A 12,286-nucleotide genomic window follows, 5' to 3' on the forward strand; every position below is an offset into this window, starting at 1 on the left:
GTTGGGATCAAGACTGCTGTTAGGCCTTCCAGAAGCACAGGGTGGCCCAGCTGAGGGCGAGGATCAGGGGGATCCAGAGCAAGCCTTGGCCCACGAGACCGAGCCAGGCCAGGAAGATGTAGACCGTTCCCAGGAGCGAAATGAAAAGCCGGTCGCCCCGGGTGGTGGTGAGGCCGAGGAAGCCCTGGCGTTCGTTGCCGCCGGGCCAGCGGATTTCCAGCGCGATCAGGGTGCCCATCGCCGCGAAGATGCCGATGAAGATCGCCAGCGTGGCCGGTGTCCAGGCCATCCAGAAGCCGGAAAAGAGCGGGTCGGTCCAGGAGAAACCCTTGGGCACGTCATCTTTGCCGACATTGTTCCAGCCCTGGGTGCGGGCTGGATGGGTGGCGAAGAGTGCGGCGCAGGTTATTGCGAGGCGGTGCATCAGACCCTCCCGAGGGCGAAGCCCTTGGCGATGTAGTTTCGGACGAAATAGATGACAATGGCGCCCGGGATGATGGTGAGCGTCCCGGCAGCGGCCAGCAAGCCAAGTTCGTAGCCCGCGGAGGAGGCGGTTTTTGTCATCTCGGCAGCGATGGGTTTGGCGTTGACGGCGGTCAGGGTTTTGGCCAGCAGCAGTTCAACCCAGCTGAACATGAAGCAGAAGAACGCCGCGACGCCCACACCCGCCTTGATCGTCGGCAAAAAGATCGTCGTGAAGAAGCGAGGGAAAGAGTAGCCGTCGACATAGGCGGTTTCGTCCAGCTCCTTGGGGACGCCCGACATGAAACCTTCCAGGATCCAGACCGCGAGCGGGATATTGAACAGGCAGTGGGCGAGCGCCACGGCGATATGCGTGTCAAAGAGGCCGGTGGCCGAGTAAAGCTGGAAGAAGGGCAGCGCGAAGACGGCGGCCGGGGCCATTCGATTGGTGAGCAGCCAGAAGAAGAGGTGCTTGTCGCCCAGGAACCGATAGCGGGAGAAGGCATAGGCCGCGGGTAAGGCGACGGCGATGGAGATCACTGTGTTGATCGAAACATAGATGATCGAGTTGATGTAACCCCAGTACCAGCTGGGTGTGGTGAAGATGACCCGGTAGTTTTCCAGCGTGAAGGTTTGCGGAAAGAGCGAGAAGCCCGACAGGATCTCGTTCGTGGTCTTGAAGCTCATCGCGACCAGCCAATAGATCGGCAGCATAAGGAACGCGATGTAGAGGATGGGGATGAGGTATCTGGGCTTCATTTGTCATCTTCCCGCGTCATGAGGGTATAGAACAGCCACGAGACCAGCAGTGTGATCGCAAAGTAGATCAGGCTCATGGCGGCGGCGGGGCCGAGGTCGAACTGACCCAAGGCGATTTTCACGAGGTCAATCGACAGAAGCGTGGTGGAGTTACCGGGGCCGCCGCCGGTCAGCACGAAGGGTTCGGTATAGATGTTGAAGCTGTCCATGAAGCGCAGCAGGATCGCGATGGTCAGCACCGTCTTCATCTTAGGCAGTTGGATGTAGCGGAAGACCGACCAGTTGGACGCGCCGTCGATTTTGGCCGCCTGGTAGTATGCGTCGGGGATTGAGACCAGCCCGGCATAGCAAAGCAGCACCACCAGCGACGTCCAGTGCCAGACATCCATGACAATGATCGTGATCCAGGCCGCGAGCGGGCTTTGGGTCATGTTGTAGTTGATGCCCACGATCTCGTTCAGGAAATATCCGGCCAGGCCCAGGCGCGGCAGAGTGAAGATATTCCACATTGCGCCAACGACGTTCCAGGGGATCAGCATGGGCAATGCCATGGTCACCAGGCAAACGGGCACCCAGAACCCTTTGCGGGGCATGGACAGGGCGATGATGATGCCCAGCGGGATCTCGATCAGCAGGATAATCCCGGTGAAGAGGAACTGGCGCCCGAGGGCGGCGTGGAAGCGTTCTGAGGTCAGGATCTGTTCGAACCAGCGCAGCCCTTCCCAGAAGAACAGGTTGTCGCCGAAGGTTTCCTGCACGGAGTAATTGACGACGGTCATCATCGGGACAAGCGCGTTGAACGCGACCAGCAGCAGGACCGGAAGGACGAAGAACCACGCCCGCTGGTTGACGGTTTTCATTGGCAAGCCTCCGTGGCGAGCCAGCCGTCGCGGTAGAGGCGGGTTTGGCTGGGATCAAAGGTGAGGTGGACCGTGTCGCCTTGGGCCGGTGGATTGCTTTCGACCACGGCGTGGACGGACTGCTCCCCCAGCTTGGCCTCGACAACGGCGTGGCGCCCGATATCAGAGACTTGGCGGATCGTGGCCTGGGGACCGGTGCTGCCGAAGGTCACGAATTCGGGGCGAATGCCCAGTTGGGTGATGCCGCCATCGCCGGTGACGGCCCCTTCCAGGGCGATGGGTTCGCCGTGCAGCAGAGCCGTGCCACCTTGGATGTCGCAAGGCAGGACGTTCATGCCGGGGGAGCCAATGAAATGGCCGACAAAGGTGTGGGCGGGGCGTTCGAACAGCTCAATCGGTGTGCCGATCTGGACGATGACGCCGTCTTGCATGACGACGACCTGGTCAGCGAAGGTCAGCGCCTCGGTCTGGTCGTGGGTGACGTAGATCATCGTGGCGCGGACGCGTTGATGCAGCTCTTTCAGTTTGCTGCGCAGCTTCCATTTCAGGTGCGGGTCGATCACCGTCAGGGGTTCGTCGAACATGATGACATTGACATCGTCACGCACCAGGCCGCGGCCCATGGAGATCTTTTGTTTGTTGTCCGGGGCGAGGTTCGCGGCCTTGGTCTGGAGCAGGTCGGTCAGTTCCAGCATCTTTGCGATCTCGCGGACGCGCGCATCGACGCGGACTTCGTCCACCCCCCGATTGCGCAGCGGGAAGGCCAGGTTATCGTAGACGCGCATCGTGTCGTAGATCACCGGGAACTGGAAGACCTGGGCGATGTTGCGTTGGTCGGGCGCCAGATCGGTCACGTCGCGATCATCAAACAGGATGCGTCCCTCGGACGGGTGCAACAGGCCAGAGATGATGTTGAGCAAAGTAGACTTGCCGCAGCCGGACGGGCCAAGAAGAGCATAGGCCCCGCCATCCTCCCAATCCAGGTCGATCTGTTTCAGCGCGTAATCTTCAGGGGCTTTGGGGGCCGGTGCATAACTGTGGCGCAGTTGGGAGAGGGTGATTTTTGCCATGTCAGGCCACCAGCTTTCCGTCAGGCGCGAAATACAGGAAATGGTTCGGTGTCATGTAGAACTCATGGTCGGTGCCGACGGTGTAGGGGTGGACGCCCGCACAGAGCGAGACCCAGGACCGGTCGTCAAAGGTGAAATGGGCGCTGCTTTCGGATCCGCTGAGCTCGGTCACTTGGACGGTGCCGGTGACAGGCACCTGATCGGGGGTGCTACGCGTCGGGCTGACATGGTGCGGGCGAACGGCGAGCGTGTAGGGGCCATCCGCGAGATTCGCGGCAGCGCCGGTGAGGGGCCAGGTGATGTTGCCCAGCGTGGCCGTTTTCCCCTGTTTCATGATCGGCGCGTCGTTGATCGGCGGGTTTGAAAAGACCTGAGCCGAGGCGAGCGTGTTTGGCTGGCGGTAGATCTGGGCCGTGGGTCCGAATTGGGTTACGTGCCCGTCCGCCATGAGGGCCGTGGCGCCGCCAAGTAGCAACGCTTCTTCGGGCTCGGACGTGGCATAGACCACGACAGCGCCGCGCCCGGCAAAGAGGTCCGGCAACTGCGCGCGCAGTTCCTCGCGCAGTTTGTAGTCGAGGTTCGCAAGCGGTTCGTCGAGGAAAACCGCGGTACTGTCTTTGGCGATGGCGCGGGCCAGGGCGGTGCGCTGTTGCTGGCCGCCCGACAGCTCATGGGGGCGGCGGTGCAGCATGGGGCGGAGTTGCAGGATATCGGCGGCCTCTTCAACCCGGCCCTGGATTTCAGACTTGGCGAGGCCGGCCACCTTCAGGGGCGAGGCGATATTGTCGAAAACCGTCATATGAGGGTAATTGACAAAGAATTGATGCACCAGGCTGATTTTGCGCTTTTGCGTGTTCAGCCGGGTGACGTTCTGGCCGTTGATCCAGACCTCTCCCGAGGCCAGCGGATCAAGACCCGCCATCAGTTTGATCAGGGAAGTTTTGCCTGCCCCGGTTTCACCCAGCAGGACGTTGAATTGCCCGGGCTGCAGGGTCAGCGTCGTCGGCTTGATATGGGTAATGGCACCCACCTGCTTCGAGACGTTCTTGAGTTCTAACATGGGATCCGGTCCGCAATAGGGATGTAGGCCAGGGTTCGCCCCGCCAGGCCCGGGATGAGTGGCGGGGTGAACCTCGCCCTACCGCAAAGGTGGGGGCCAGCGCACGCTGGCCCCATGCGCTTAGTTAGCCTGCCAGCGGGCGACCAGATCGTCGTAGTTGACGGTCTCGCCCTGGGGCTTTTCGTTTTCCAGCGGGGGCTTGGCGCCGCCATTGGCGAACCAGAACTCTGCGTCCTGTTCCTCGTTCAGCCGCGGACCACAACCACCATAGACATTGGCTCGTTCATCAGCCTGCTGCATGCGGGCCATGGTGATGTCCATCTCCTCGGCCAGACGGTCCATGGCTTCTTGCGGGGTGAAGGCGCCGGAGTTCACGTCACCGATTTGTTGCCACCAGATCTGGGCCAGCTTCGGATAGTCGGGAACATTGATACCCGTGGGCGACCACGCGACCCGGTCGGGCGAGCGGTAGAACTCGACCAGACCGCCCAGCTTGGGTGCACGTTCCGTGAACGATTCATGGTTGACCGAACTGTCGCGGATGAAGGTCAGACCCACATGGGATTTCTTCACATCCACCGTCTTGGAGGTCACGAATTGCGCATAAAGCCACGCGGCCTGTGCGCGATCCGCAGGCGTGGATTTCAGAAAGGTCCACGATCCCACATCTTGGTAGCCGACCTTTTGCCCTTCGGTCCAGTAGGGGCCATGGGGGCTGGGTGCCATCCGCCAAAGGGGATTGCCCTCTTCGTCGACCGTGTTGTTGCCTTCGGATTGCGGCTTGACCATGTCTGCGGTGAAGGCCGTGTACCAAAAGATCTGCTGGGCCACATTGCCTTGCGCCAAGGCGGGCAGCGACTGGTAGAAGTCATAGCTGGCCGCACCCGGGGGCGCATAGTTCCGCAGCCATTCATCCCATTTGCGGATCGCATAAACCGCCGCTGGGCCGTTGGCCGCCCCGCCACGGGTGACGCTGGCGCCCGACGGGTTGCAGGAGCCTTCTTCCATCCGGATGCCCCACTCGTCGATCGGGATCCCGTTGGGCTCCCCAACCGAACCCGCACCAGCCATGGACAGCCAGGCATCGGTCATGCGCCAACCCAGATCCGGGGCGCGCTTGCCGTAATCCATGTGGCCGTAGATCGTGGTCCCGTCGATCTCCTTGACGTCCTTAGAGAAGAACTCGGCAATATCTTCATAAGCCGACCAATTGACCGGGACGCCCAGGTCATAGCCGTATTTCTCTTTAAACTGGGCCTGCAGATCCTCGCGATCGAACCAATCCTTGCGGAACCAGTAAAGGTTGGCAAACTGCTGGTCGGGCAGCTGATAAAGGTTGCCATCTGGACCGGTTGTGAACTGGATGCCCATGAAATCTTCAAGATCAAGTGTAGGCGACGTCGTTGCAGACCAGTCGCCCGCCATCTGCTCGGTCAGGTTATAGGCCAGTTGCAGGCGCGAATGGGTGCCGATCAGGTCACTGTCATTGACGTAGCCATCATAAAGGTTCCGGCCCGTCTGCATCTGGGTCTGGACGGCCTGCACGACCTCCCCTTCGCCCAGGATCTGGTGATTGACCTTGATGCCAGTGATCTCTTCAAACGCCTTGGTCAGCACGTCCGACTCGTAGGAATGGGTTGGGATGCCCTCGGACAGGACGTTGATTTCCATCCCGCTGAACGGCTGGGCCGCTTCGATGAACCAGGTCATCTCGGCCATCTGTTCGTCTTGGCTTAATGTAGATGGTTGAAACTCATCCGTGATCCAGCGTGTGGCAGCCGCTTCATCGGCCATCGCAAAACCCGCCCCAGCAATCAGGGCGCTGGCCGCAACGGCACTGCGCAGATAAATCCGCATATTTCTCCTCCCAGATATGTGCTGATCATTGTCAGCAATCTTACGCTGATACGAAGCCGCACGCATGTCAACTATTTTTATAGTAGGCGTGGAGATGCCGGAGCTACGTGCGCTGAGGAAACGGCACGGGTCCGTCCGTTGGTGTGATCCGTGATCAGATGCGCACAGCAATGGTTTGATGTCAGTCGTACCCAGGCCGCAGATGCAACGGTCAGAGCAGCCCCTGACCGCGAAAAGACAACTCATCATCCTTGCCGATAATGACATGGTCATGGATGCTGACGTCAATCGCGTCACAAGCGACCTGCACCCGGTCCGTCATCTCGATATCCGCCCGGCTCGGGGTGGGATCGCCGGATGGGTGGTTGTGGATCAGGATGACGGCACTGGCATTCAACTCTAACGCACGTTTGGCGATTTCCCTGGGGTAGACAGGCACATGGCTGACTGTCCCATCCGCTTGTTTCTCATCGGCAATGACCGTGTTTTTACGGTCAAGGTATAGCACCCGGAACTGTTCCGTGTCCCGATGGGCCATCGCGGTCCGGCAATAGGCGATAAGCGCGTCCCAGGATTCAAGGACATCGCGTTTGAGGACCTTTGCCTGGGCCATGCGCTGCGCAAAGGCCTCGGCCAGTTTCAGTTGAAAATACACTTTATGCGTGGCGCCATCGACCTGAAGGATCCTGTGTTCCGATGCGGCGATCACGCCGTTCAGGTCGCCGAACTCCGCCAGCAACCGTTTGGCCAGGGGCTTCACATCGATGCGGCCGATGGCGTTGAACAGCAGCAGTTCCAGGATCTCGTATTCAGGCAGTGGCGCATGGCCGCCTTTCAGAAACCGCTGGCGCAACCGTTCCCGGTGTCCGTGGTAGTGGGGCCGTTTGTTGCCCCGGTCATCCACAATGAACCCACCGCCCGCGGCCGCTTCGGTCGACAAGCGATCCGTGGCTTTGTGCATGGGCAAGAAGGCGGGCTGCGTTTCGATACCGATCGGCGGCATCCGCGCATCCAGATCTGCCAGCCCCGCCTGATCAATGTCTGACAGTTCGTATTTTGAGGCTGCACGGCCCTTGGTCTGCGGAGCGGTTTTGCCAGAGCGGGGTGTGTCAGGCCCGGAGGATCTGAGAAAATCCCATAGTTCAAATTTCATCTGAACGCTCCGGTTACAGCCGCGATGTGGAAATTCGGCCCGGTGCCCACCGGGCTTTTGTCGACCTCAGCGTTTTCCCTTGTCACGGTTAATGTTGTGTTAATTTAGCGGCACCCGTCGATGAGCCGCGTTCGACCAGCGTTTCACAGCCAAGGTAGTCCTCCATTTTCAAGGGGGTCGAGCCGTGGCATTCAGGTGGCTGTTTTCAGTTTCATTGCGGGTGTCATGCCGCCGATATTCATGTCGGGTCGCTCATTGTCGTAAGTCCGGAGCCATTCGGTTGCTTGGTCTGGGGCCTTCTCAATGGTTTCGAAGATACACTGTCCCAGCCATTCGCCACGAATGGTACGGTTGTAGCGCTTGACATGGGCGTTCTGTCGAGGCTTTCCGGGCTGGATGTGTTCCGGCCAGACATCGCCTTTTTTAGCCCATTCCATCAGCTTTCTACTAACATTCTCTGGGCAGTTGTCCGCTCGAATTGCCTGCGGCTGGCCGCACCATTCAATGATCTGGTCTCAGCGTCTGACAACCCTCTCGGTTGGTGGCGAAACGTCCACCTCGATGCACAGACCTTCGCGATTGAAGTCATCCAGAACGTTCAGTGTCCTAATCGAACGACGATCCCTCGGCTTGTTGGGCCCAGCCAGCGGCTCTGGTTTACCTGTCCTTCCCTCTAGGTCATGTTGACAAATGGCGCACCCAAAGCCGGATAGACGTTACGTCAATGAAGGCCAGGAAACTTTCTGTGGTTTTGTCGTAACATGTTGCGCCGCGGCGGGCGTTTTTCAGCTTGTTGAAACACCGCTTGACCATTTGCCGAACTCTTCGAGCAGGTCCCGCCAAGGCGATCCGGTGCGCGCAATCCAGAATATCCGCTCCAGAACACTGCGATGATTGGACGGTTTGCGCTCGTTCCGGGCATGTGCAGCAAGGATGACGTGTTCAGAGAACGCCCATTCGTCGTCCGTCATCAAATCTCCTGCCAAGCCGGTCTCCATCGCAGATACCGGCGTGAAGCATGCCGGCGACACAGGGTGAACCCATTTCGTCAAGACAACCTAGCCATCTTTGCAGATGCCATCCCACCATCCTCTTCCGGCGCGGATACAAGCCTGACGGGCATTGTCATCGGTCACGTCAATGGCTCGTAGCAATATCAGAACATCTTCAGCAATGGCCGGAAAATGCTTGTGCTCCATGGGCGTGAAACGATCCCCTCCAGCCCATATATTTACCCGTGCATAGAGGCCATGCCAGCTAACATAAACATAACAGTGATAGTCATCGTTCAGAGCAATATTAAACGGCTCATTAGTACACTTTACAAAATGCGGAGTGATCTCCGCTAAATTGTCTACAGGGCCATTGTAAACACGCAAATTTCCTGGATGCACTTTGCGCCCGCTCTTCCCATCGACTGGAAGCAAACGGCTTTTATCATGATAAACTCTATAGTTTGCTTGACTGAGAGTAACATTGTTCCGAAAGTCGGTATATCGATCTCGACTGCGTTCCAAGACCGTTTCGTATTGCGATAGACCATCAATCGGGTTTTTTAGTGCCCGTACCATAGTTGAATATTCCGTTAGATAATATTGCAGGCCCGGAAGTCGTCGAACGTTTGAAACGGCCAGTAAAGCAGTGTCTACAGAGTTAGCGCAGGTATGAAAAACGCGCTCGCCTAAAGGTACAATTTTTCCATGGGGATAACCTATCGCTCGCCGATCACAATACGCAGCTGTTGGATCTGGTTCCGGTGGCGGGCGGAATTTGTAGGGTGGGTCTTTCGCCAGGGATGCATCTGTTGTCCAGCCAACAATAATTAATGCCAATATAAGCGCATTGACGATGGTCGCAGTATTTTTCATTAATCAAGAACACCTAAACCAGCGGGTCGAGTTTTGAAGTAGGGATAATACCTAAAAAGCAAAGGCAAAGACTGCCCCCGGAAACTCCTGATCGGTTCTGTCGCAAAGTTTGCGGTGTTGTGGTTTTCGCGGTAGCGATGTCTTGGTAGTTCAGCATCGCTACGACCGGGAGGACAGACGTATGATCTCGTTCCGTGGGGCACAGTTTCCAAGATCCGTCATTTTGCACGCTGTCTATTTCTATCTGCCATATGGGGTCTCCTACCGCGATCTGGAAGAAATACTGGCCGAACGTGGTGTCGTCGTCGATCATTCTATATTGAACCGTTGGGTGGTGAAGTACGCGCCGTTGGTGGCGTTGGTGGCTCAGAAACGGAAGGTTCCAACCGCTGTGTCATGGCGGATGGATGAAACCTACATGAACGTACGCGGCGTTTGGATGTATCCGTATCGGGCGGTTGATCGTGATGGGCAAACCCTTGATTTCATGTTGTCGGAGAAACGGGACACCAAGGCAGCAAAGAAATTCTTCGCGCAAGCTCTGTCATCAAACGGCATTCCAACACAGATTGTGATCGACAAGAACCGCGCTACTGCTGCCAGAATTACGGCGATCAACAAGATCCTGAAAAGGCTTGGGCGCAACGCGCATATCGACACAGTTCGATCCAGGTACCTCAACGACATAGTCGAGCAAGACCACCGGTTCATAAAACGCCACACGCGACCAGTGCTCGGGTTCAAGTCATTCACATCGGCAGCAGCAACACTGGACGGAATTGAGACAGCAAACATGATCAGGAAGGACCAGCTCGGAAACCGATGCCCGTTCGCAGCATTCGCAAGTCTCGCAGCCTAAGCGATGTAACGGTTTGATCGATCTAGGCGAAGCCGAAACTTTGCGACGCAACCGTATTGCTGCTCTGACCGTGTGCGTGCCCTCCCGGCAGATTTGCGATACAAATCGCCTGATGGGTAACAGTGCGTGGCGCTGCCATGACGAACTTGTCCCATAAGGCTTCCTGTCCTTCCAACGAATGGATCACACCATCAAACACCTGGGCGCAAACTTTCCAAGGGAAAATCAGACCATGCGGGAGGCCTGGGCCACATTGGGCGGAGGCGATCTCGAAACTGCTGCCGGTCGCCCAACTGCAACGCAACGATCCAACCACAGACAGCACCGCCGTTGACGTCCAACCACCAATGATCCAGCCTTGGATGTCATAGCTGATCCGCGTGCCATGATCGGGTCTGTCAGGTCTTGAGATTGCGCGCCGAATCCTTGATGTCGGCATACTGGCCCGATGGGCGGAAGCGCCACAAATAGTCCGGCAAGACCGCTGTCATCGCCATGGGCGCGATGCCCAGATCGGCAAATCCCTTGGCCCCCGGAGCCACAATATTGTCAGTCGCCAAATTCTTGATCTGATCCCGGGTCAGCGCTGGCGTGATCAGTCCGCCGGTCACCTTGGCCGCCATGTCAAAGCCAAATCCCATCATGCGCGCAATGGGGAACGGGATATTTGCGACCAAGCGGCGACGGCGGATGACGCTCAGCATCAGGTCCATTAACTCGCGAAAGGTGTGGATGTCGGGGCCGCCCAGCTCGTAAATGCCGGGCGCGACCTCCCCTAGAACGGCTTTTTCGGCCGCTTGGGCCACGTCATCTACATAAACGGGCTGAAACCGGGTGTCTGCCCCGACGACAGGCAAAACGGGACCAAGCTGAGCCATCCCCGCAAAGCGATTGAAAAACTGGTCTTCCGGCCCGAACACGACCGAGGGACGCAGAATCACGGTATCCGGCATGTGCTGCAAAACCAGATCCTCGCCCCTGGCTTTGGTCTGGGAATAGTCACTCTCGGCCGCCGCATCCGCTCCGATGGCAGAGAGCTGTACCATCCGGGTGATCCCCTGGATCTGCGCCAGCCGCGCCACGCGGCCCGCCCCTTCGGCCTGCACGTCGTCGAAAGTGTTCTTGCCGCCTTCGGCCAGAATGCCCACGCAGTTCACCACCGCATCCGCACCAGCCAATGCAGCCTCAACCGATGCATCATCGCGGATATTGCACAGGACGGGCTCGACCTGACCCACAACGCCATATGTCCGCACGAACCCCGCCTCGTTGGGGCGCCGCACGGCCACCCGCACACGCCAACCTTGCTTGGCCATGCGCCGGGCAATGTATCGCCCGATAAAGCCTGAACCGCCGTAGATCGTGACAAGCTGTGACATCGCATGCGCTCCTGCTGGATCCGTACAAAGCGCTGATACCCCGCGTCCCGCAGGACGACAACCGGCGGTGTCGTCGCGGAAGATCAGATTGCAGCGATTCAGCGTTGACAGCCCCGGTCCGCAATTATATCCAACGCGTTCACGACACCGGCCCAGGTGGCGGAATTGGTAGACGCGCTAGCTTCAGGTGCTAGTATTCGCAAGGATGTGGAGGTTCGAGTCCTCTCCTGGGCACCATATCCCAAATTGGGATCTCCCGCTGCATCTAGCGCTTTCGATGGGTAACGCGGCTCCAGCGAGTTTAGGCTCCTCCTCGGCAATATCTGATGCCGAATTGGACGGCTAGTTTCAATATCAATCGACGCAGATGGATCTGTACCGCTCCGAGTGTTGCCAACAGTTTGACAGAAACGTCACTGCTGGTGCTCGCTTTTCCGTAACGTGGCATTTGGCTCCGCCTGATTAGTCAGCTTTCGTTCAGTAGCGCCTCATTATGTATGTGTTACTCGGTGTTTTCTTCGTATTTCCGGATGATGGCGGCGTTGTTTGAGCCGAGGCCCCGTGACGCCTCTCATGAAGTCCGTTACATCATTACTTCTACGATCAGAACTCTCACACCACCCTCAACGGCCGGAAAAATGTTTTCAAGCCAGCCAACTGGCTGATGAACTGTCGTTTGTCCTGGCCGAGACAAATAACGAAACGGAAAATCCGTTATGGAATGGCGAAATGCAGTGCCTGAAAACGTTTCCGAATTGCCGACCTCCGCTCGCCCGGCACCGTCCGACATGATCTTCCTGTCCACGCACGAGACCTGTTCCATGTGCCTTTCAGCGATCACCTAGGCGGGCTTTGACAATTTCTTTTACTTTTTCAGTCATACCGACAGCCGGGACAGTTTTTACATTCCCCATGATCTGAATATCCTCAGTGAGGTTTTCGATGTCGCTCCGGGTGGT

The 12,286-nt window shown here is 57.9% G+C and carries 10 protein-coding genes, 1 tRNA gene and 2 pseudogenes; 2 read left to right on the plus strand and 11 right to left on the minus strand.

Annotation, left to right across the window (positions count from 1 at the left end; translation table 11 throughout):
- Positions 1 to 19: 19 nt before the first annotated feature.
- The 10 genes and pseudogenes from IU397_RS06170 to IU397_RS06215 form a co-directional block, all read right to left on the minus strand.
- Complete coding sequence (locus IU397_RS06170) at positions 20 to 424, minus strand: DUF2160 domain-containing protein (protein WP_204411837.1); 405 nt, start codon at positions 422 to 424, stop codon at positions 20 to 22.
- Positions 424 to 1,221 carry a carbohydrate ABC transporter permease gene (locus IU397_RS06175; RefSeq protein ID WP_204411838.1) on the minus strand — a complete coding sequence of 266 codons (798 nt, stop codon included), beginning with the start codon at positions 1,219 to 1,221 and terminating at the stop codon, positions 424 to 426. The genes IU397_RS06170 and IU397_RS06175 overlap by 1 nt, the downstream gene beginning before the upstream one ends.
- Positions 1,218 to 2,081, minus strand: coding sequence for a carbohydrate ABC transporter permease (locus tag IU397_RS06180; RefSeq protein ID WP_204411839.1), 864 nt, complete (start codon positions 2,079 to 2,081; stop codon positions 1,218 to 1,220). Before IU397_RS06180 ends, IU397_RS06175 begins: the two co-directional genes overlap by 4 nt.
- On the minus strand, positions 2,078 to 3,151 hold the full coding sequence (locus IU397_RS06185) for an ABC transporter ATP-binding protein (protein WP_204411840.1): 1,074 nt from the start codon (positions 3,149 to 3,151) through the stop codon (positions 2,078 to 2,080). The genes IU397_RS06180 and IU397_RS06185 overlap by 4 nt, the downstream gene beginning before the upstream one ends.
- 1 nt (position 3,152) lies before the next feature.
- Positions 3,153 to 4,211, minus strand: a complete 1,059-nt coding sequence (locus IU397_RS06190) for an ABC transporter ATP-binding protein (RefSeq protein ID WP_204411841.1) — start codon at positions 4,209 to 4,211, stop codon at positions 3,153 to 3,155.
- A 120-nt stretch (positions 4,212 to 4,331) separates the two neighbouring features.
- On the minus strand, positions 4,332 to 6,068 hold the full coding sequence (locus IU397_RS06195; RefSeq protein WP_204411842.1) for an ABC transporter substrate-binding protein: 1,737 nt from the start codon (positions 6,066 to 6,068) through the stop codon (positions 4,332 to 4,334).
- Between the two features lie 211 nt (positions 6,069 to 6,279).
- Positions 6,280 to 7,221: a DNA repair protein RadC gene (gene radC / locus IU397_RS06200; protein ID WP_239479640.1), complete on the minus strand. Its 942-nt coding sequence runs from the start codon at positions 7,219 to 7,221 to the stop codon at positions 6,280 to 6,282.
- Positions 7,222 to 7,412: 191 nt separating this feature from the next.
- A pseudogene (locus IU397_RS06205) lies at positions 7,413 to 7,880 on the minus strand (integrase core domain-containing protein); the annotation flags it as partial.
- A gap of 144 nt (positions 7,881 to 8,024) precedes the next feature.
- Positions 8,025 to 8,219 (minus strand): annotated as a pseudogene (locus IU397_RS23825) (transposase); the annotation flags it as partial.
- 60 nt (positions 8,220 to 8,279) lie between these two features.
- Positions 8,280 to 9,089, minus strand: coding sequence for a hypothetical protein (locus tag IU397_RS06215; RefSeq protein WP_204411843.1), 810 nt, complete (start codon positions 9,087 to 9,089; stop codon positions 8,280 to 8,282).
- A gap of 181 nt (positions 9,090 to 9,270) precedes the next feature.
- Between IU397_RS06215 and IU397_RS06220 the strand changes: the two genes are divergently transcribed.
- Positions 9,271 to 9,948: an IS6 family transposase gene (locus IU397_RS06220; protein WP_204411844.1), complete on the plus strand. Its 678-nt coding sequence runs from the start codon at positions 9,271 to 9,273 to the stop codon at positions 9,946 to 9,948.
- A 398-nt stretch (positions 9,949 to 10,346) separates the two neighbouring features.
- Here IU397_RS06220 and IU397_RS06225 read toward each other — a convergent pair whose 3' ends face one another.
- A complete protein-coding gene (locus IU397_RS06225) occupies positions 10,347 to 11,327 on the minus strand; it encodes a complex I NDUFA9 subunit family protein (protein ID WP_204411845.1) in 981 nt (326 codons plus the stop codon).
- A 150-nt stretch (positions 11,328 to 11,477) separates the two neighbouring features.
- On the opposite strand from IU397_RS06225, the gene IU397_RS06230 reads away from it, so the two are divergent.
- A tRNA-Leu gene (locus tag IU397_RS06230) sits at positions 11,478 to 11,564 on the plus strand.
- Positions 11,565 to 12,286 lie beyond the last annotated feature (722 nt).

The sequence above is a fragment of the Actibacterium sp. 188UL27-1 genome (assembly GCF_016901225.1).
In the GTDB taxonomy this organism is placed as follows: Bacteria; Pseudomonadota; Alphaproteobacteria; order Rhodobacterales; family Rhodobacteraceae; genus 188UL27-1.